This is a genomic window from Streptomyces sp. NPDC033216 (assembly GCF_055577115.1).
This window is the reverse complement of record NZ_JBVIQK010000002.1, coordinates 427,797-446,402: the sequence shown is the minus strand read 5'-3', so window position 1 is coordinate 446,402 and position 18,606 is coordinate 427,797. Positions and strand designations below refer to the sequence as shown.

Sequence of the window (18,606 nt, the reverse complement as noted above, 5' to 3'; positions counted from 1 at the left end):
CCCCGTACTGATCCGCTGCCCGGTTCCTCGCTCGCCCGGGGACCGGGGCTCCCATCGGGGACCTCGCCCCCGCTCGTCCGACCGGCAGGGCTTCCGTCGGGGAACCCGTCCGGCACAGATTTCCCCGACGGCTCCTCACCCGGTGCTCCGGCAGGGCTGCCCTCGGGGAGCGCGTCCGCGGCGGGACCGCCCGACGGCTTCTCGCGGGCCTGTCCGCCGGGACTGCCCTCGGCTACCACGACCCCGGCAGGCCCGCCCGACAGTTCCTCACCGGCCCCTTCGACAGGGCTCCCCTGCGGGACCGGCTCCCCCGCGGGCGTGCTCGGTTCGTCCCCGTTCGCCGGCCCGGCAGGGCCCTCCGTGGGCTTGCCCTCGTTCATGCTCTCCCCGTGCTCAGGCTCGCACTCCACCCCGCGCCGCATGGCCGCGGTTCACGCTGGATTCAACCAGGTTCGCGGATCAGTGGGCCTGGTGCGGGGACGGGGTGGGGGCGGAAGTGGCGTCGGGGACGGGTGCGGCGAGCAGGCCGGGGGAGGCGATCTCCGGGGTGGTGGACCAAGAGGTCAGCGAGACCGGTGCGGTGGTGCCGAGCGGGCGTATCAGAGGGGACATCGCGGCGACGCCGGCCATCACGGGTGTGGTCAGCCGGTGCAGCGCCTGCTCGGGACGGACCGCCGGGGACGGCACTCCGGGCAGCAGCGGCGCGGAGACCTGGGTAGGGACGACCGGGGTCTCGCCGAGCATCTGCCCGCCCTGCGCGAGCACGGGGCCTACGCCACGGCGGCGCTGGCTCTCGGGAGTCGTCGGGGAGCCGCCGCCCGGCGTGCGGGCCGGTGTCACATTGCTGCCCGCGCCGGAGCCGCCACGGGCGTCCGTGTCGGCCGGGAGGCCGGTGTTCATACCGCCCAGGGCGATCGCCGCCAGTGACACAGCGCCGGCGGCGACGAAGGCGAACCGCAGCCCGCGCGAACGCTCGGCGTCGGAGCGGCCGACCGGGTGGATGCGCAGGGTGCGCTCGGCGGAGGGCGTGAACACGGAGCGGTGGTCGCGCGCGGGGACGTAGCCGAACTCGAACGGCTCGTCCCGCTTGGCTCCGAAGACTCCGGACGCTCCGGGGCGAGCCCCGAACCTGTCGCCGAAGCCTCCTCCGAGCGGCGGCAGGCCGCCGTCGTCCGCGTCTCCTCCCCCGGGCAGCCCCTGAAGGCGCGCCAGGAAGCTTTCGGAGGGGGCGGGCGGGGCCACTTCGGCGAAGACGTTCTTCAGTCGGCGCTGTGCGTCGACCTCCGCCTTGCATTTGGGGCAGGTCGCCACGTGTGCCAGCACGCGCTCGCGGGTGTCATGGCCCAGCTCGCCGTCCACGAGGGCGGAGAGTCGGTCGCCGAGATGCTGCTCGGCCGGGGTGGGACGAGGTGCACTCACGCGGTCGCGCCCCCTCCCCCCAGAGCGGGGACACGGGGCACGAACGAACGACGCTCGGAGCGCGCCTCGGGCGAGCGGTGGGCCAGTGCCTTGCGCAGCTGTGAACGGCCGCGGTGGATACGCGAGCGGACCGTGCCCAGCTTGACTCCGAGGGTCGCGGCGATCTCCTCGTACGACAGTCCTTCGATGTCGCACAGGACGACCGCGGCGCGGAACTCGGGCGCGAGGGTGTCGAGGGCCTGCTGGACGTCCGCGTCGAAGTGGGCGTCGTTGAAGACCTGCTGCGGGGTGGGCTCCTTGCTGGCCAGCCGCTCCGCCGCGTCATCGCCGAGCGAGTCGAAGCGGATGCGCTGCTTGCGGCGGACCATGTCCAGGAAGAGGTTGGTGGTGATGCGGTGCAGCCAGCCCTCGAACGTGCCGGGCGTGTACGTCGACAGCGAGCGGAACACGCGGACGAAGACCTCCTGGGTGAGGTCCTCGGCGTCGTGCTGGTTACCGGTGAGGCGGTAGGCGAGCCGGTACACGCGGCCGCTGTGCATGCTGACGATCTCCTCCCACGTGGGCGGAGTCCACGCCTGCCCGTCCGCGTCGGTGGAGAAGGTCGCGGTCTGGGCGGGGCCGGCACCAGGGCCGGCGGCGTGACTGTGGTCAGCGGTGTCGTTCACGGATTTCGGCCTGCCTGCCGATCCGAGAAAGCGTCGCAGCGCTCCTCCCCGATCCACGGGCGTAGCCGCACCTCCCCTGTCGGCTCTGGTGGTGTCCAGCGGAGCCCCTACCATAGCCACCTCGCCCGTTAGCTCCGGATAAGCGGTTTTACGAGAAATTGATCTGGGCTGACACGGCTCATGCGGCTGCGTCAGCACTTGCTCGGTATGCCGTCCGTCGTCGTGATCCAACCGTGTCCCTCCGTGCTCCGTCCCACTCCTTCAAACGCGCGGTCCCATCTGCGGGTTCCCGGCACCAACGGATACAGTCACGCCCAGGCAACCACGGGGACAGGAGAGGGTCATTACCGGCAACCGGCAGACGAGCTGGGCGTTCGCCGACGCCTATGTCGCCGAGGACGAAGCACTGCGCTGGGCCCGGGACCGGGCCCGCGACGCGGGGCTGCGCTCGGTGTCGCCCAGCACGGGCGCCGCGCTGCGGTTGCTCGCCGCCACCGTGGACGCCAAGGCGGTCGCGGAGATCGGTACCGGTACCGGCGTCTCGGGGATCCACCTGCTGCACGGCATGCGCCCGGACGGCGTCCTGACGACCGTCGACCCCGAGCCGGAGCACCAGCAGTTCGCCCGGCAGGCCTTCCGGGCCTGCGGGTTCGCCAGCAACCGGGCCCGCTTCATCCCCGGCCGCGCGCTGGACGTCCTGCCGAGGCTCGCGGACGCCGGCTACGACCTCGTCTTCTGCGACGGCGACCGGCTGGAGGTCATGGACTACCTCGCTGAATCGTTGCGCCTGCTGCGACAGGGAGGTCTCGTGGTGTTCGAGGGTGTCTTCGCCAACGGTCGCACGATCGACTCGGGCCCGCAGCCCACCGAGGTCATCAGGGTCCGCGAGCTGCTGCGCGCGGTGCGCGAGAGCCAGGAGCTGGTGCCGTCGCTGCTGCCGGTGGGCGACGGTCTGCTCTGCGCGGTCAAGCGATAGCGGCACGGCGGCGGTGGAGCGGCGGCCGCGCAACCGAATACCTACGGGCGGGGACGGTACGGGCCAAGGCCGTGCGAGCGACAGGTGCGCGAGCCGCCGCCGCGTGAGCCGCTACCGCCCGCCCGTATGCCTGCCCGCCCGGTACGCCGTTCGGGCTACGGGCCCCCGACGTCCCCCGGCAAAACAGTCTCCCCGGCACCCTTGAGGATGCCGGGGAGACCGAAGGGGTATGGTCGCTTGCGCGTCAGCCGACGACCTTCTTGAGGGCGTCGCCGAGCGCGTCGGCCTCGTCCGGGGTCAGCTCGACGACGAGCCGACCGCCGCCTTCGAGCGGAACGCGCATGACGATGCCCCGCCCCTCCTTGGTCACCTCGAGCGGGCCGTCACCCGTCCGCGGCTTCATGGCCGCCATGCTCGTTCCCCTTCCTGAAACCAGCTCATCGTCAAAGCCGACGGCCCGTGAAGGGCAAGGCGCGGCCCAGCATGGGATCCACGACACCGGCATCGAACACATTGCTTCCCAGCCATTATCCCGCATCGCAGGACCCGATGACCAACATCGGTCGGCATCGCTTGGGCAACGCGCGCGAGCAAAACCACTCAATTCGGCGATGTGACTGCGATACTTCGCGCCCGCACGGACTTCTGCCCGCCGGAAATCGTCCGGATTTCTTTGACAGGGGTCACACGCCCGGCGCGCTCGGCGTCCCTCATGCTTGTCCTTCGGACACCTGCGTACTGGTCAGTACGTCAGCCGCGACACCGGAGGGGACATTCCATGGCCGACACCGTGCTCTACGAGGTGAGCGACGGGCTCGCGACGATCACCCTGAACCGCCCCGAGGCGATGAACGCGCTGAACATCGCGACCAAGGTCGCCCTGCGGGAGGCGGTGGAGTCCGCAGCGGCCGACGACGCCGTACGGGCCGTGCTGCTGACCGCCGCCGGTGAGCGGGCCTTCTGTGTGGGCCAGGACCTCAAGGAGCACATCGGACTGCTGGCCGAAGGCTCGGGCAAGGTCATGAGCACGGTCAAGGAGCACTACAACCCGGTCGTGCGGGCGCTCACCGAGGCGCCGAAGCCGGTGGTCGCCGCCGTGAACGGGGTCGCCGCGGGCGCCGGCTTCGGCTTCGCGCTGGCCGCGGACTACCGGGTGGTGGCCGACACGGCGTCCTTCAACACCTCGTTCGCGGGGGTCGCGCTCACCGCCGACTCCGGTGTCTCGTGGACCCTGCCCCGGGTGATCGGCCCCGGCCGTGCCGCCGACCTGCTGCTGTTCCCGCGCAGCGTCAAGGCGCAGGAGGCGTACGAACTGGGTATCGCCAACCGGGTCGTACCGGCGGACGCGCTGCGCGCGGAGGCCGAGAAGGTGGCGCGGGCACTGGCCGCCGGGCCCACGGTCGCGTACGCGGCGATCAAGGAGTCCGTCGCGTACGGGTTGTCGCACTCGCTCACCGAGACGTTGGACAAGGAGGACGAGTTGCAGACTCGGGCGGGGGCGTCGCAGGACCACACGATCGCCGTGCAGGCGTTCGTGAAGAAGGAGAAGCCCTCGTACGTGGGCCGCTGAGTCGGGCGAGGCGAGGGGGCGTGCGGAGGGCGCGGGCCGTCGCGGCCGAGACGCGCCCCTGCGCCCCTCACGCCGCGCTTCGGGACACGCAGGTCTCCAGGTGGTCGTCCACCAGGCCGCACGCCTGCATCAGCGCGTACGCCGTCGTGGGGCCGACGAAGCGCAACCCCCGCTTCTTCAGCGCCTTCGACAGAGCCGTCGACTCGTCCGTCAGCGCCGGGACGTCCGCGAGGGTCTTGGGGACCGCACGGGTCGCCGCGTCCGGCGCATGGGACCAGATGAGTTCGTCGAGGTCGCCCGGGGACCAGGCGGCCAGCACGCGTGCGTTGGCGAGCGTGGCGTCGATCTTGGCGCGGTTGCGGATGATGCCCGGGTCGGCCAGGAGCCGGGTGCGGTCCTCGTCGGTGAAGGCGGCGACCGCGTCGATCGCGAAGTCGGCGAAGGCGGTACGGAAGCCGGAGCGGCGGCGCAGGATCGTGATCCAGGACAGGCCCGACTGGAAGGCCTCCAGGCTGAGGCGCTCGAAGAGGGCCTGGTCGCCGTGGACCGGGCGGCCCCATTCCTCGTCGTGGTACGTCACGTAGTCCGCTGTGGACAGGGCCCAGGGGCAGCGCAGCGCGCCGTCGGGGCCGGCGAGGGCGGTGCCGTCGCTCACTGCTGCTGCTCCTCCTGTGCGGGCTTGTCCATGGAGACATGCGGCTCGGGCATCCGGGCGACGGAGAGCGCGGACTCCAGTTCGCCGATGCGGGCGTCGCGCTCGGCGAGTTCGGCGCCGAGGCGGTCGAGGGCGTCGTCGACGTCGGCCATGCGGTAGCCGCGGGCGGCGAGCGGGAAGCGGAGCCGGTCGACGTCGGACCGGTCGAGGGGGCGGTCCGGGGGCAGCGGGTCGTGCAGCCGCTCGGGGGCGACCTCCGGCAGCGGACCGGTGCCCTCGCCGCCGCCCACCACGGCGAGTGTCACCGCGGCCACCACGACGGCGAGCGCGATGACCAGGAAGAAGAACATAACCATCGGTGGGTCCCCACGCTCGCTGTGCTCGTTGTCAGATGTGTCTGGCTCCGATCGTGCCATGGGGGCGTGACAGTTAGGGTCGCAGGCGGCGGATGTCAGGGACGTACGAGGAGAGGTCACAGGGGATGCTCAGGCTGGGCAGGCGGGAATTCGGCACCCACGAGCCGGTGATCATGGCGATCGTGAACCGGACCCCGGACTCCTTCTACGACCGGGGCGCGACCTTCCGTGACGAGCCGGCCCTCGCGCGCGTGGAGCAGGTGGTGGCCGAGGGCGCCGCGATCATCGACATCGGCGGCGTGAAGGCCGGGCCCGGCGAGGAGGTCACGGCCGAGGAGGAGGCGCGGCGCACGGTCGGTTTCGTGGCCGAGGTGCGGCGGCGTTTCCCGGAGGTCGTGATCAGCGTGGACACCTGGCGGGCCGAGGTCGGCGAGGCGGTCTGCGAGGCGGGCGCCGATCTGCTGAACGACGCGTGGGGCGGGGTCGATCCCCGGCTGGCGGAGGTGGCGGCGCGGTACGGGGTCGGGCTGGTCTGCACGCACGCGGGCGGCACCGAGCCTCGGACGCGGCCGCACCGGGTGGCGTACGACGACGTGATGGCCGACATTCTGGGCGTGACTGTGGGGCTGGCGGAGCGGGCCGCGGCGCTGGGGGTGCCGCGCGAGTCGATCCTGATCGACCCCGGGCACGACTTCGGGAAGAACACGCGGCACAGCCTCGAGGCGACGAGGCGGCTGGGCGAGATGGTGGAGACGGGGTGGCCGGTACTGGTGTCGCTGTCCAACAAGGACTTCGTGGGGGAGACCCTGGACCGGCCGGTGAAGGAGCGGGTGGTGGGGACGTTGGCCACCACCGCGGTGTCCGCGTGGTTGGGGGCGCGGGTGTACCGGGTGCACGAGGTCGCCGAGACGCGGCAGGTGCTGGACATGGTGGCGTCCATCGCGGGGTACCGGGAGCCGGCGGTGGCTCGGCGGGGGTTGGCGTAGTTTTCGCTCGCCCCCGCCGCCCCTTCCGGTGTCGAACCCGGGCTGCCGCCCCCCGGACAGGCCCTAGCGGCCTGCTTCCTTCGAGACCAGTGCCACCGCTTCCTCCACGTCGTCCGTGACGTGGAAGAGGAGGAGGTCCTTCTCCGAGGCCTTGCCCTGGGCGATCAGGGTGTTCCTCAGCCAGTCGATCAGGCCGCCCCAGTACTCCGTGCCGAAGAGGACGATCGGGAAGCGGGTGACCTTCTGGGTCTGGACGAGGGTGAGGGCCTCGAAGAGTTCGTCCAGGGTGCCGAGGCCGCCGGGCAGGACGACGAAGCCCTGCGCGTACTTCACGAACATCATCTTGCGGACGAAGAAGTACCGGAAGTTCAGGCCGATGTCGACGTAGGGGTTCAGGCCCTGCTCGAAGGGCAGTTCGATGCCGAGGCCGACCGAGACGCCGCCCGCCTCGCAGGCGCCCTTGTTGGCCGCCTCCATGGCGCCGGGGCCGCCCCCCGTGATCACCGCCCAGCCGGCCTCGACGAGCGCGCGGCCGAGCCGCACGCCCGCCTCGTACTCCGGGGAGTCCACCGGCGTACGGGCGGAACCGAAGACGCTGATGGCGGAGGGGAGTTCGGCGAGTGTGCCGAAGCCTTCGATGAACTCCGACTGGATGCGCAGGACCCGCCAGGGGTCGGTGTGCACCCAGTCGGACGGGGCGCGCTCGTCCAGCAGCCGCTGGTCCGTGGTGCTCGCCTGCACCTGGTCCCGCCTCCGGAGGACCGGTCCCAGGCGCTGTTCCTCCGGTGGCCGCCGCTTGCCCTCCGGGTTGCCTGTAGCCATGTGAACTCCCTCCGCTTGCAGTCGTTCCACCTCAGCGTAGATCTACGCGGGTCACGGGCGGGGGACCTCGGCGTGTCCGCCATGAAGCGCCCTGGGACACGGATGCCCTGTGATCACGCGGTCAGCCAGGTCCGCAGCCGTTCCTCCCCCGCCAGGATCCTCGCGGTCTCGACGCGTTCGTCCCGCTTGTGCGCCAAGAGCGGGTTGCCGGGGCCGTAGTTGACGGCGGGGACGCCGAGCGCCGAGAACCGGGAGACGTCGGTCCAGCCGTACTTGGGCTGCGGGGTGCCGCCCACCGCCTCGATGAAGGCCGCCGCGGCGGGGTGCGAGAGACCGGGCAGGGCCGCCCCGCTGTGGTCGTCGACGACGAAATCCTCCACCCCGCAGTCGACGAACACCTCACGGACGTGGTCGATGGCCTCCTCGGGCGTCCGGTCGGGTGCGTAGCGGAAGTTGACGGTGACCACGCACTCGTCGGGGATGACATTGCCGGCCACTCCGCCGGCGATGCCGACCGCGTTGAGGCCCTCGCGGTACTCCAGGCCGTCGATCACCGGGCGGCGAGGCTCGTAGGAGGCGAGGCGGGCCAGGATCGGGGCGGCCGCGTGGATGGCGTTGGAGCCCATCCAGCCACGGGCCGAGTGGGCCCGCTCGCCCCTGGTCCTCAACAGGACCCGCAGGGTGCCCTGGCAGCCGCCCTCGACCTGGCCGTCGGAGGGTTCCAGGAGAACCGCGAAGTCGCCCTCCAGCCACTGCGGGCGGGCCTCGGCGACGTGCTTGAGGCCGTTGAGGTCGGCGGCAACCTCTTCGTTGTCGTAGAAGACGAAGGTCAGGTCCCGGTTGGGGGCGGGGACCGTCGCGGCGATGCGGAGCTGGACGGCGACGCCCGCCTTCATGTCGCAGGTGCCGCAGCCCCACAGGACTCCGTCCGCGTCCAGCCGGGAGGGGACGTTGTCCGCGATCGGGACGGTGTCGATGTGGCCGGCGAGGATCACCCGCTCGGGACGGCCCAGCCGGGTGCGGGCGATCACGTTGTTGCCGTGCCGGTCCACCGTCAGGTGCGGCAGCGCGCGAAGGGCCGTCTCGATGGCGTCCGCGAGCGGCTTCTCCGTGCCGCTCTCGGAGGGGAAGTCGACGAGCTGCGCGGTGAGCAGCGCGGCGTCCAGCGTGAGGTCAAGCGGGGTCTCGGCCATGCCGTCGACCCTAACGCGCCGACCGCTCGTGGCGCCCGAACCCACCTGTCACACAGGCCTCCCCGGTTTCCGTACTCTCCAGTACCTTGTACGCGTGCCAGAGCCGTCACCCTCTCCCAAGCGCCGCGGCCGCCTCCTCCGACTCGGGGCGGCCTGCGTGGTCCTGTCCGCCGTCGCCGGGTATGTCGTGGTCCAGTACGTCACCGGTGGCGCCGGGGGTCCGGGGTGCTCGGTCGTTTCCGCGGACGGGTCTGCGGCGGCGTACGAGTTCACGCCGGAGCAGGCGGTGAACGCGGCCACCATCGCCGCCGCCGGGACCAACCGGAACATGCCCGAACGTGCCGTGACCATCGCCCTGGCGACCGCGCTCCAGGAGTCGGCGCTGCGCAACCTCGACCACGGCGACCGGGACTCGCTCGGCCTCTTCCAGCAGCGGCCCTCGCAAGGCTGGGGAAGCGCCCGGGAGGTCACGGACCCGGCCTACGCGGCGAACATCTTCTACGAGCACCTCGCCAAGGTGCCCCACTACACGGAACTGCCGCTCACCGTCGCCGCGCAGCGGGTGCAGCGCAGCGGTTACCCGGAGGCGTACGCGAAGCACGAGCCGGGCGCGACGCTGCTGGCCGCCGCGCTGACCGGGACCTCCGCGGCCTCGCTGACCTGCGAGGGCCGCCTGGGCGCCGTCGCGACGGCCACCGGTCCGGACGCGGTCCGCGCCGCGCTCGTACGGGACTTCGGGCGCGACGCGCTCCAGCAGGCGGGCGCCGAGGTGGGCGCCGGGGAGGCCTCGGCCGCGGACGTCGATCCGCCGCTCGCCGAGACGGACGGGCGGACCGTGAGACTGCCCGTGGCCGAGAAGACCATCGCCGACGGGCGCACGGCCCCGCAGCGCGGCTGGCAACTCGCGCACTGGGCGGTGGCCAACGCCTCGGCGCTCCGCATCGAGCGCGTCACCTATGCGGGCCGGGAGTGGACCGCCGGGAGGACCGGCAGCACATGGCGCTCCACCGGCCCGGCCGACGCCGAATCCGCCGGTGCCACGGGAACGGGCGACGACTTCGACAGCGTACGGATCGTCACCGCGCAGTAGTACGGGTGACCACCCGGACGGGTGATACGTGGGGCACCGGACGGCGGCGCGTCCGGGCTTCCGTGCCGTCACCGTCGCGGTCGGCGCATGCCTTGGGAACAAAGGGCTACGCGGAGTTTGACGACTTTCATATCGGGTGGTTTTCGCCCGTTTTTATCCAGAGCTGATAATGCGACACATTGCCAACTCTTTACGTCGGCCGTCCGCAACCTTCCCGCGGTTCGAGCGGTAGTCACTGCGTCCGGGCCCGGACAGCCGTTACAGACACCTCTTGTTCTCCCCCGTAGAAGGAGCATCATGTCCCTCCCCCTGACCCGCAGGATCGCCCGTGCCGCACTGCTTGTCGCCGCGGGAGCTGCTGCCGGTGTCGGTGCGGCCGGCTCCGCCAGCGCTGCCCCCGGCCTGCCCGCCACCCCGAACCTCGGCGGCCTGACCGCCCTGGACGGTGCGAGCGTCGGCGACACGGTGGACGGCGCGGCGCAGAACGTCACCGGGACCGCGGGCGAGACCGGTGGCAAGACGGTCGAGCAGGCCGTGCCGGCCGCCGGCAAGACCGGCGGAAAGGCCGTGAAGAAGATGACCCCTGCGGCGCAGAAGGCCGCCGGTGAGGCGGCGGGCTCGGCCGGGGACCTCGTCGGGGACACCGCGTCCGCGGCCACCAAGGGCGGGCTGCCGACAGAGCCGGTGACGCAGGGCGGGCTGCCGGGGGCGGGGACGCTGCCGGCGAAGGGCCTGCCGCTCGGCTGAGCGCCGAGCTTCGGCCGTGACGGGGTCCAGGGTGCTTCCCTGGGCCCCGTCCTTCGTGAGCGGGGGTGTCGCGACGGCAGGGGTCGGGGCGGTTCGGGCCCGCGCCGGACCCGGACCCCGGACCGGCACTTCGGCCGCGCCCACCAGCTCAGTCCTGCGGAACGCACGACTGCTTCCGGCGGGTGGCGGCGACTGCCCGCAACGCGGAGCGGCGACCGCCCACGGCGAAAGCGACGACCGCCCACGGCGGGATGCGGCGACCGCCTCCGCGACCGCTGCGGCCGTGGTCCTCCTACGGCTTCAGGCGCTCCACTGCCGCCCGCACCCGCTCGTCCGTCGCCGTCAGGGCCACGCGTACGTGCTGGGCACCCGCCGGGCCGTAGAAGTCGCCGGGGGCCACCAGGATGCCGCGGGCCGCCAGGTGGGACACCGTGTCCCAGCAGGACTCGTTCCTCGTGGCCCACAGGTAGAGGCTGGCCTCGCTGTGGTCGATGCGGAAGCCGTGGCCGAGGAGGGCCTCGCGCAGGAGACCGCGGCGGGCGGCGTAGCGGTCGCGCTGCTGGCGGACGTGGGCATCGTCGGAGAGCGCCGCCACGACCGCCGCCTGGGTCGGCGCGGACGTCATCATGCCGCCGTGCTTGCGGATCTCCAGGAGCGGCGCCAGGACCTCCGGGTCGCCCGCCAGGAAGGCGGCGCGGTAGCCGGCCAGGTTGGAGCGCTTGGACAGGGAGTGGACGGAGACGATCCCGTCGTACGAGCCGCCGTTGACGTCCGGGTGGAGGACGGAGACCGGGTCGGCCTCCCAGCCCAGTTCCAGGTAGCACTCGTCGGAGAAGACCAGGATCCCGTGCTCGCGGGCCCAGGCGACGATCCGGGTCAGCTCGGCCTTGGAGAGGACCTTGCCGGTCGGGTTGGACGGGGAGTTGAGCCAGACCAGCTTGAGGTCCGTCGGGTCCAGCTCGGTCGGGTCGTCGTAGGCCTCGTGCTCGGCGCGGGCCAGGCGGGCACCGACCTCGTACGTCGGGTAGGCGAGGCGCGGGAAGGCGACCCGGTCACCGGGGCCGAGGCCCAGCTGGGTCGGGAGCCAGGCGACCAGCTCCTTGGAGCCGACGATCGGCAGGACGTGCCGGTGCGTGACGTCACGGGCGCCCAGGCGCCGCTCCAGCCAGCCGGTGATCGCGTCGCGCAGTGCCGGGGTGCCCCAGACCGTCGGGTACCCCGGTGAGTCCGCGGCGTCGATCAGCGCTTTCTGGACCAGCTCGGGGACCGGGTCGACCGGGGTGCCGACGGAGAGGTCGACGATCCCGCCGGGGTGCGCCGTGGCCGTCTTCTTGTACGGCTCCAGCTTGTCCCAGGGGAAGGTGGGAAGACGGTCGGAAACTGCGGACACGGTTCTTGGCTCGCTCTCTGACGGATACGGCAAACGCCTCGGTCCCGTACGGCGATCTTGGGCGATCAGGCCGTACGGGACCGAGGCGGCGCGATGGTGCGGGCCGCTTGCCCGATTACTCGGCCTGCGGCGGCAGTGCGGCGACGAAGGGGTGGTCGCGCTCGATCAGACCCAGCTTGCTGGCGCCGCCGGGCGAGCCCAGCTCGTCGAAGAACTCGACGTTCGCCTTGTAGTAGTCCTTCCACTCCTCCGGAGTGTCGTCCTCGTAGAAGATCGCCTCGACCGGGCACACCGGTTCACAGGCACCGCAGTCGACGCACTCGTCCGGGTGGATGTACAAGGACCGCTGGCCCTCGTAGATGCAGTCGACCGGGCACTCCTCGATGCACGCCTTGTCCTTCACGTCGACACAAGGCTGCGCGATGACGTAGGTCACGCTGTCGTTCCTCCTCGATAGGGCGCTGGCGGGCCTCCCCAGGCTCCACCGCCTGGCGCGCGGGAGCGCGGCGTCGTCGATGCCCGCCCCTAGTATCTCCGTTCTTGGCAATGATCCGAACAGTAGGGGTGAATCGACCCGTGGAAATCTCGGCCGCCGGACGACTCGAGGTCCGCATCACCGCCGCTGACGTGGGCAAACGCGTCTCCGTGCGGCGCCTGAGCGAACCTGGCGTCACCGAGGGGAAATTCACCGACACGGTGGGTGTTCTCACATCATGGGACAGCGGTGTGCTGGTGATCACACGGAAGAGTGGGGAGAGCGTCCGCATAGCGGAGTCCTCGCTGGTCGCCGGGAAGATCGTCCCGCCCGCTCCGGCCCGCCGCCGGGGGCCGGCGGCCTCCTACGAGGAACTCGCCCGTGTCGCCGCGCGCGCCTGGCGGCCGGTGGAGAGCGAGCGGCTCGGTGAGTGGGAGCTGCGCGCCGCCTCCGGGTTCACCCGCCGGGCCAACTCCGTGCTGCCGCTGGGCGAGCCGGGCCTGCCCCTCGACGGGGCGCTGGATGTCGTACGGCGCTGGTACGGCGACCGGGGTCTGCCCGCGTATCTACAGACCGCGACGGGGGCCGAGGGGACCCAGGAGCTGCTCTGCGCCGAGTTGGAGCGGCGCGGGTGGGTGCGTGAGGTGACCGCCGAGCTGTGGATCGGGGCGCTGGCGCCGGTCGCCGACCGGGCGGCCGAGGCCGGGGGTGTGGTGCTGGCGCGGGCGGCCGACGACGCCTGGCTGGCGCGGTACCAGCGCAAGGGGGTCGGCGAGGTGGCCCTGAAGGTGCTGGGGAGCGGGCCGTCGGTGTGGTTCGCGTCGGTGCCCGGTGAGGGGACGGCTCCCGCGGCCATCGGGCGGTGTGTCGTGGACGGCCGGTGGGCCGGGTTCGCGGCGGTCGAGGTGGATCCGGCGCAGCGGCGGCGGGGGCTGGCGACGGTCGTGATGGCCGCGCTGGCGGGCCGGGCGCTGGAGGAGGGCGCGTCGGCGGCGTGGTTGCAGGTCGAGGAGGACAACGCCGGGGCGCGGGCGCTGTACGCCGGGATGGGGTTCGGGGCGCATCACGCGTACCACCACTACCGGGAGCCGGAGGCGAGTACGCCGTGACGGGATTCGAGCGCGCGGAGCTGCGGCGGCGGTTCGCCGAGGAGGCGCGGTCCGAGCGGCCCGACCTGTCACTGCTGTGCCTGCTGGTGGGGGCGGCGGCGGACCGGACGCTGGACGAGGCCGGGCTGGACGCCGCGCAGGTCGAACTGGACTCGCTGGCGGGGCAGGTGCCCTTCCGGCCGGGCGGGCCGCGCGCGTGGGCGGTCGCGCTGCGCGAACTGCTCGGTGAGCGACTCGGCTTCGGTGGCTCGGCGGCCGACTACGAGCGGTTGGAGTCGTCCCTGCTGCATCAGGTGCTGGAACGGCGACGGGGGCTGCCCATCCTGCTGTCCGTGGTGTGGATCGAGGTCGCGCGGCGGGCCGGCGCGCCGGTGTACGGCGTCGCCCTGCCCGGGCACTTCGTGGTCGGCTTCGGTCCCCCGCAGGAGCAGGTGCTCGTCGACCCCTTCGACGGAGGCCGGGTGCTGACGGAGCGCGATGCCGAGCAGCTGGTGACGGGGGCGACGGGGGCCCCGCTGGAGCCCTCCATGCTGGAACCGGCACAGACCCTGGATGTCGTACGGCGGATCCTCGACAACATCCGGGCCTGGGCGGCGGCCCGGCCGGAGCGGTCGGATGTCGCCCTGTGGGCCGTGGAGTTGGCGCTTGTGCTCCCGTCCCATCCGGCTCGACTGCGGTACGAGCGGGGACAGCTCCTCGTGCAACGGGCGGAGTTCGTGCAGGGCGCCGAGGAGATGGAGGAGTACGCGCGGCTGGTCGAGGTGGTGGACACGGCGCTGGCGGAGCGGGTCCGGCAGGAGGCTCGGGCGGCGCGGGCTCTGCTGAACTGACGCCCGGCTCATGGCCGACGGCGGTTCGAGCCGGCCCTTCTCCCTCGCCGTCCGCACCGTCTCCGCCCTGTCGCGTACCGCCGTCTTTGGATCCCGTCGACGCGTGGTGCGGGCGGTGCGGTGGGACAGGTGCCGGGGAGCGGCCGGCTCGGCGTTCGGGGAACCGTCCGCCGCTGCCCGGAGCGCCTCGCGCTCGCGGTCCGTCAGGGGGGCGGCGCCCCGGCGCGGACCGCCGCCGCGAGGGTGGGCGGCCAGGACCCTGCGGACCGCCTTCGCCGGTCGGAGCGCGGGAGCGTCCTCGACGAGGGGGCGCCGGCCTCGGTGGCGCGCTGCGGAGGTGGCCGGGGCGGCCGAAGGTGGTGGCACAAGCGTCCGGTCGGTCTCCGGCTGCATGGCGAAGGGCACCCGGCGGAGATGCCGGGTGCCCGTGAGGCCGGAGTGCCTGCCTCGCGTCAGCTCGGGTCGGTGTCGATGACCGCGAGCCGGTCCGTCTCGCTCGTGAGGGCCGGGCGCAGGGCGCTGATGACGTCCTGGACCGTGACGGGTGTCTTCTGGCCGGTGCCGCGGGTGATCAGGACACCGTCGAAGGCGCCGCCGTACAGCTCCTTCAGCGCGGCCTCGTCGTAGCTCTCGACGAGCTTGCCGTCGATCGCCTTCACGCCCAGGAACTTCCACAGGGAGTTCTTCGGGCTCATCAGGACGGAGTGCGCGGCGTCGGTCTGGACGGTGACGCTGCCGGACATCGCCGGTCCGGCGAACTTCTTCATCATCCGGTCGACCTCGGCGTCGGACACCGTGGGCTGCTTGGTCGTCGTCGGGACCTTCACCTCGGTGGGTGTGCCGGTCTCGACCTGGCCGCGGTAGGCCTCCACGACGGCCGTCTGGGCCTTGGCCGCGTCGATGCCCTTGCCCGCCTTGCCGTAGACGGGGACGGCCTTGCCGGACTCGAACTTGATCGTGCCGTCGGTGGCCGACCCGGCGCCGCCCGCGGCGGTCTCCAGGGCCGCCTGGAGCTTCTCCTCGTCGACCGGCATCTCCGGCTCGATCTCGCGGTGCTCGCCGAACAGCGACCCGATCACCGAGACGGGGTTGTAGTCGCTCTTGGCGGCGGCGTCGACGGTGGCCTGCATGTCGAACTGAAGGCCCGCCTGGTCCGGCTTGAGGGTGACGGTGTCGCCGTCCACGGACAGCTTCAGCGCCTGGTTCACCCGGCTGTCGAAGACGTCGTCGAGCTTCTTGACGGCGTCGTCGCGGGTGCCGCCGCCGATGTCGACGCCGAGGACGGTGGTGCCCTTGGGCACGTCGGAGTGGTTCATCAGCAGTCCGGCCCCGTAGGCACCGGCCGCGGCGACCACCACCAGGCTGCCGAGCAGCACCAGCTTGCTGCGGCCCTTCTTCTTTTTCTTCTTCGAGTCGGCCGCGGGCGCGTTCTGCGCGACCGGCTCGGGCGCCTGCGGCGGGGTGTGCGGCAACGGCCCGTCGTCATGCCCGCCGGGCGCGAACGGCCCGCCCTGTATGGGGCCCTGCCCGGACGCGGGGATGACCGGCATGCCGCTGGTGACGGTCTGCCCGGAGACGTTGTCGTGCCGGCCGTAGCCGCCGGGGCCGGGCTCGGGGGCCGGCTGCTGCGGGGTGAGGATCGCGGTGTCGTCGCTGAGGCCGCCGCCGGGATGGCGGACGGCCCCCGCGGCCGTACCGGGAACCCCGCCGGGAACCGCGCCGGGGGCTCCGCCGTTCATCGGCGGCACCATCGGGCCGTCACCGGTCACCGGGCCGCTGGTGGGCCCCGCGGGACCCTGCGGGCCGCCCCGGCCACCGCGGCCGGCGGGGCCTTCCGGTCCGTTGAAGTCGTAGGAGCCGCCGGGTGCGCCGGGGAGTCCGCCCTGGCCGTTCGACGCGGCGTAGCCGCTCTGACCGTTGCCGTTGGCGTTGCCGTTGCCCGCGAAGTACGGCAGGTCGTCGCGGCGCGACTCGAGGCCGCCGCCCTGCGCCGGACCGCCCTGCGCCGGACCGCCGTGCGCCGGACCGCCACCCTGCGTCGGACCGCTGCCCTGCGTCGGGCGGGCGCCGTTGCCGAGGGGGCCCGCGGCGAGCGCCTCGGTCACGTCGAAGGAGCCGGTGCCGCCGCCGTGCCCGGGAGCCACCGGGCCCCCGGTGGCGCCGGACATCCCGGCGCCGTTGGTGCCGCCGGGACGGGGGGCGCCCGGTGCGCTCATGGATCCGGCCACACCGCCGGGCCGCCCGGCCCCCGGACGCGCGCCGCCCGGCGCACCGGCGCTGCCGCCGGGCACGGGCGGGGCGGAGGGGCCGCCCGAGGGCGCTCCGGCGGCCGAACCGCCCGCCGGAGCGGCACCGTTGGCCGGGCCGCCGCCCTGAGCGCCCTTGACGGGCGCGGACTTGCGCGGTGCGAACCAGTCGCTGGGCATCCTCTCCTCGGCCGCCGGCGAATGGTCGCCGGGCGCCTCGGAGGTGCCGTCGGCTCCCGGGCGTCCGGCGACCGCCGTGGGGGCGCCACCCGCGGCTGTGACGGGGCCCGCGCCCTGCGCGTCGGCAGCACCGTCGTCACCCGCGGCATCCGCGTCGGTGACGGGCGTGCGCACGACGACCGGCGGGATGGGCCGCGACCCGGGGATGTTGATCCGGATCCGGGTGGTCAGCGTGGTCTCGGTCTTGCGTTCCTCCGGCCGCACGGCCGAACGCCCCGCGTCCGGGCCGCCGTCGGACACCATGGGGGTGCCGTAGGGCGGCGTGCCCGAGGGGTAGGCGGCTCCGCCGTGCCCGTTGGACCCGTTGGGCCCGGAGGACGGACTGTCAGTTTCACGACTCAAGGCAGGTTCTCCAGGTTGGCTCCGCCGCCCGCCACGACCTCACGGGCAGCTCGGCGGCGCGCACCACCATACTGGCCACTTCTGGCCGGTATCCCATGACCGCTGTGGAAACCATCACGGGACTCGCACGTCCGCGCCACGGCGAAGTGGTACGTCACTTGCCAAGTCGGACGCCGTCGCCGACAGGTTGCCGCCTCCGGCCCATGGTGGCGCAGATCACAGCAACTGCCATGCCACCGAGCAGGAAGAGGTAGGCACCGGCTCCCGCGCCGAACAGGAAGTCGCCCTCGGGGCGGCCCGCGGTCAGCAGGACGACGCCGATCATCCAGCCGGCGGCGGGTGCGACGGCCCCGGCCCTGCTGCCGAGGGCCCGCGCCCCGCCGAGGAACAGCCCGGCGGCACCCACGAGCGCGAGCAGCAGTCCGCCGGGGAACCAGCCGGCCTGGAGGAGCGCCCCCGCGAGCGCGGTGAGCGCGCCGAGCAGCAGCAGTCCGATACAGGCGGCGATCCGTCCGGCGGGGGGCCGTTGCAGGGGCTGGGCGAGCAGGGAACCCTGGTCCGGCATCAGAGGGCCTCCTCGGCGGCGGCGAACTCGATGCCGGCGAACAGGTCGGTCTCCCGCTCCCGGGGCCGCGGTCCGCGGACGAGTTCGTAGTACTCGGTGCCGAAGAGGGGCTGGGCCAGCTCGTTGGAGAGGGCGAAGTGTCGCTCGTCGGGGGCGACCGCGATCTGGGTGGCGTGCGCGCGCATCGCGGCGGCCTTGGCGGCGGCGTACGGGCCGCCGTCGATCTCGGTGGTGATCCGCTCGTCGTCCACGACGCCGGGTAGGTCCTGCACGGCGGCGCTCCTGGCGAAGGGCAGGCCGGGCAGCTCCTCCCCGAGCCGGGCGAAGGCGGCCTCGGCGACGGAACGCGGGACGCGGTTCCAGTACACCTTGGGGATGCTCCAGCCGGCCTCGTCGGCCAGCTCGACGGCCCGCATGGCGACGCGGTGGGCCTGGATGTGGTCGGGGTGGCCGTAACCACCCTGCTCGTCATAGGTGACGAGGACCTGGGGGCGCCGGGCGAGGATCACCTCGACGAGGGATGCGGCGGCGGTGTCGACGTCGGCCTGCCAGAAGCAGGCGGGGTCGTCGTTGTCCGACAGGCCCGCCATCCCGGAGTCGGTGTAACGCCCGGCACCGCCGAGCAGCCGGAAGTCGCCGACGCCCAGGACGCCCATGGCGGCGGTGAGTTCGCGCAGGCGCCACTCGCCCAGGGCGGCACCGGTGAGGTGCCGCAGCTGCGGCGGAATGACCTCGCCACGCTCGCCGAGGGTGCAGGTGACCAGAGCCACGTGAGCACCCTCGGCGGCGTACCTGGCCATGGTCGCGCCGTTGTTGATCGACTCGTCGTCCGGGTGCGCGTGCACCAGCAGCAGACGCCGGGCTGGCATTTCCGTCATGGGGCAACCCTACGAGGCAGGCCTGCGTCCGCGCCGCAGGGGCAGGCGCAGA

19 protein-coding genes and 1 pseudogene are annotated in these 18,606 nt (G+C 72.9%); 7 read left to right on the top strand and 13 right to left on the bottom strand.

Annotated elements, in window-relative coordinates; all coding sequences use genetic code 11:
- Positions 1 to 459 precede the first annotated feature (459 nt).
- Together ACZ5Y0_RS05475 and sigE are read right to left on the bottom strand one after the other, a co-directional pair.
- Complete coding sequence (locus tag ACZ5Y0_RS05475; RefSeq protein WP_469127293.1) at positions 460 to 1,419, bottom strand: anti-sigma factor family protein; 960 nt, start codon at positions 1,417 to 1,419, stop codon at positions 460 to 462.
- Positions 1,416 to 2,198, bottom strand: coding sequence for an RNA polymerase sigma factor SigE (gene sigE, locus ACZ5Y0_RS05470; protein WP_469127514.1), 783 nt, complete (start codon positions 2,196 to 2,198; stop codon positions 1,416 to 1,418). Before sigE ends, ACZ5Y0_RS05475 begins: the two co-directional genes overlap by 4 nt.
- A gap of 163 nt (positions 2,199 to 2,361) precedes the next feature.
- On the opposite strand from sigE, the gene ACZ5Y0_RS05465 reads away from it, so the two are divergent.
- Positions 2,362 to 3,060 carry an O-methyltransferase gene (locus ACZ5Y0_RS05465; RefSeq protein ID WP_469127513.1) on the top strand — a complete coding sequence of 233 codons (699 nt, stop codon included), beginning with the start codon at positions 2,362 to 2,364 and terminating at the stop codon, positions 3,058 to 3,060.
- A 244-nt stretch (positions 3,061 to 3,304) separates the two neighbouring features.
- Here ACZ5Y0_RS05465 and ACZ5Y0_RS05460 read toward each other — a convergent pair whose 3' ends face one another.
- On the bottom strand, positions 3,305 to 3,472 hold the full coding sequence (locus ACZ5Y0_RS05460) for a DUF3117 domain-containing protein (protein WP_003966491.1): 168 nt from the start codon (positions 3,470 to 3,472) through the stop codon (positions 3,305 to 3,307).
- Between the two features lie 366 nt (positions 3,473 to 3,838).
- Between ACZ5Y0_RS05460 and chcB the strand changes: the two genes are divergently transcribed.
- Positions 3,839 to 4,630, top strand: a complete 792-nt coding sequence (gene chcB / locus ACZ5Y0_RS05455; protein ID WP_469127292.1) for a 2-cyclohexenylcarbonyl CoA isomerase — start codon at positions 3,839 to 3,841, stop codon at positions 4,628 to 4,630.
- A gap of 67 nt (positions 4,631 to 4,697) precedes the next feature.
- Here the strand turns inward: chcB and ACZ5Y0_RS05450 are convergent, their stop codons facing one another.
- Positions 4,698 to 5,285, bottom strand: a complete 588-nt coding sequence (locus ACZ5Y0_RS05450) for a DNA-3-methyladenine glycosylase I (protein WP_469127291.1) — start codon at positions 5,283 to 5,285, stop codon at positions 4,698 to 4,700.
- Positions 5,282 to 5,641 (bottom strand): DivIVA domain-containing protein, encoded by a 360-nt coding sequence (locus tag ACZ5Y0_RS05445; RefSeq protein WP_469127290.1) that lies wholly within the window; start codon positions 5,639 to 5,641, stop codon positions 5,282 to 5,284. Before ACZ5Y0_RS05445 ends, ACZ5Y0_RS05450 begins: the two co-directional genes overlap by 4 nt.
- A 125-nt stretch (positions 5,642 to 5,766) precedes the next feature.
- On the opposite strand from ACZ5Y0_RS05445, the gene folP reads away from it, so the two are divergent.
- Complete coding sequence (gene folP, locus ACZ5Y0_RS05440) at positions 5,767 to 6,627, top strand: dihydropteroate synthase (RefSeq protein ID WP_469127289.1); 861 nt, start codon at positions 5,767 to 5,769, stop codon at positions 6,625 to 6,627.
- 63 nt (positions 6,628 to 6,690) lie between these two features.
- Here the strand turns inward: folP and ACZ5Y0_RS05435 are convergent, their stop codons facing one another.
- Together ACZ5Y0_RS05435 and dapE are read right to left on the bottom strand one after the other, a co-directional pair.
- Positions 6,691 to 7,449, bottom strand: coding sequence for an LOG family protein (locus ACZ5Y0_RS05435; protein ID WP_073493115.1), 759 nt, complete (start codon positions 7,447 to 7,449; stop codon positions 6,691 to 6,693).
- Positions 7,450 to 7,562: 113 nt separating this feature from the next.
- Positions 7,563 to 8,642, bottom strand: coding sequence for a succinyl-diaminopimelate desuccinylase (dapE, locus tag ACZ5Y0_RS05430; protein ID WP_469127288.1), 1,080 nt, complete (start codon positions 8,640 to 8,642; stop codon positions 7,563 to 7,565).
- Positions 8,643 to 8,736: 94 nt separating this feature from the next.
- Between dapE and ACZ5Y0_RS05425 the strand changes: the two genes are divergently transcribed.
- Positions 8,737 to 9,732: a VldE C-terminal domain-containing protein gene (locus ACZ5Y0_RS05425; protein ID WP_469127287.1), complete on the top strand. Its 996-nt coding sequence runs from the start codon at positions 8,737 to 8,739 to the stop codon at positions 9,730 to 9,732.
- A gap of 297 nt (positions 9,733 to 10,029) precedes the next feature.
- A complete protein-coding gene (locus tag ACZ5Y0_RS05420) occupies positions 10,030 to 10,479 on the top strand; it encodes an ATP-binding protein (protein ID WP_469127286.1) in 450 nt (149 codons plus the stop codon).
- 292 nt (positions 10,480 to 10,771) lie between these two features.
- Here ACZ5Y0_RS05420 and ACZ5Y0_RS05415 read toward each other — a convergent pair whose 3' ends face one another.
- Both ACZ5Y0_RS05415 and fdxA read right to left on the bottom strand, forming a co-directional pair.
- Positions 10,772 to 11,869, bottom strand: a complete 1,098-nt coding sequence (locus ACZ5Y0_RS05415; protein ID WP_469127285.1) for a bifunctional succinyldiaminopimelate transaminase/glutamate-prephenate aminotransferase — start codon at positions 11,867 to 11,869, stop codon at positions 10,772 to 10,774.
- A 115-nt stretch (positions 11,870 to 11,984) separates the two neighbouring features.
- The gene (gene fdxA / locus ACZ5Y0_RS05410; RefSeq protein WP_007495984.1) at positions 11,985 to 12,305 is read right to left on the bottom strand and encodes a ferredoxin; all 321 of its coding nucleotides are present in this window, start codon (positions 12,303 to 12,305) and stop codon (positions 11,985 to 11,987) included.
- A gap of 140 nt (positions 12,306 to 12,445) precedes the next feature.
- Here fdxA and ACZ5Y0_RS05405 point away from each other — a divergent pair, with 140 nt between their 5' ends.
- Entirely contained in the window at positions 12,446 to 13,453 is a 1,008-nt protein-coding gene (locus tag ACZ5Y0_RS05405; protein ID WP_469127284.1) for a GNAT family N-acetyltransferase, read from the top strand.
- Positions 13,450 to 14,283, top strand: a complete 834-nt coding sequence (locus ACZ5Y0_RS05400) for a transglutaminase family protein (RefSeq protein ID WP_469127283.1) — start codon at positions 13,450 to 13,452, stop codon at positions 14,281 to 14,283. Before ACZ5Y0_RS05405 ends, ACZ5Y0_RS05400 begins: the two co-directional genes overlap by 4 nt.
- Before the next feature lie 27 nt (positions 14,284 to 14,310).
- On the opposite strand, the pseudogene ACZ5Y0_RS05395 reads toward ACZ5Y0_RS05400, so the two are convergent.
- From ACZ5Y0_RS05395 to mshB, 4 genes and pseudogenes are all read right to left on the bottom strand, one after another.
- Positions 14,311 to 14,644: pseudogene (locus tag ACZ5Y0_RS05395) on the bottom strand (helix-turn-helix domain-containing protein); the annotation flags it as partial.
- Between the two features lie 91 nt (positions 14,645 to 14,735).
- Positions 14,736 to 17,111, bottom strand: coding sequence for a peptidoglycan binding domain-containing protein (locus tag ACZ5Y0_RS05390; protein ID WP_469127282.1), 2,376 nt, complete (start codon positions 17,109 to 17,111; stop codon positions 14,736 to 14,738).
- Positions 17,112 to 17,265: 154 nt separating this feature from the next.
- Positions 17,266 to 17,676 (bottom strand): DUF6113 family protein, encoded by a 411-nt coding sequence (locus ACZ5Y0_RS05385; protein WP_469127281.1) that lies wholly within the window; start codon positions 17,674 to 17,676, stop codon positions 17,266 to 17,268.
- A complete protein-coding gene (gene mshB, locus ACZ5Y0_RS05380) occupies positions 17,676 to 18,554 on the bottom strand; it encodes an N-acetyl-1-D-myo-inositol-2-amino-2-deoxy-alpha-D-glucopyranoside deacetylase (RefSeq protein WP_469127280.1) in 879 nt (292 codons plus the stop codon). The genes ACZ5Y0_RS05385 and mshB overlap by 1 nt, the downstream gene beginning before the upstream one ends.
- Positions 18,555 to 18,606 lie beyond the last annotated feature (52 nt).

Excerpts from the sequence above, each read along its gene's own strand:
- folP (WP_469127289.1), top strand. The coding sequence starts at position 5,767 with ATGCTCAGGCTGGGCAGGCGGGAATTCGGCACCCACGAGCCGGTGATC.
- ACZ5Y0_RS05445 (WP_469127290.1), bottom strand. The coding sequence starts at position 5,641 with ATGGTTATGTTCTTCTTCCTGGTCATCGCGCTCGCCGTCGTGGTGGCC.
- ACZ5Y0_RS05460 (WP_003966491.1), bottom strand. The coding sequence starts at position 3,472 with ATGGCGGCCATGAAGCCGCGGACGGGTGACGGCCCGCTCGAGGTGACC.
- ACZ5Y0_RS05420 (WP_469127286.1), top strand. The coding sequence starts at position 10,030 with ATGTCCCTCCCCCTGACCCGCAGGATCGCCCGTGCCGCACTGCTTGTC.
- sigE (WP_469127514.1), bottom strand. The coding sequence starts at position 2,198 with ATGGTAGGGGCTCCGCTGGACACCACCAGAGCCGACAGGGGAGGTGCG.
- ACZ5Y0_RS05435 (WP_073493115.1), bottom strand. The coding sequence starts at position 7,449 with ATGGCTACAGGCAACCCGGAGGGCAAGCGGCGGCCACCGGAGGAACAG.
- chcB (WP_469127292.1), top strand. The coding sequence starts at position 3,839 with ATGGCCGACACCGTGCTCTACGAGGTGAGCGACGGGCTCGCGACGATC.
- dapE (WP_469127288.1), bottom strand. The coding sequence starts at position 8,642 with ATGGCCGAGACCCCGCTTGACCTCACGCTGGACGCCGCGCTGCTCACC.
- ACZ5Y0_RS05385 (WP_469127281.1), bottom strand. The coding sequence starts at position 17,676 with ATGCCGGACCAGGGTTCCCTGCTCGCCCAGCCCCTGCAACGGCCCCCC.
- mshB (WP_469127280.1), bottom strand. The coding sequence starts at position 18,554 with ATGACGGAAATGCCAGCCCGGCGTCTGCTGCTGGTGCACGCGCACCCG.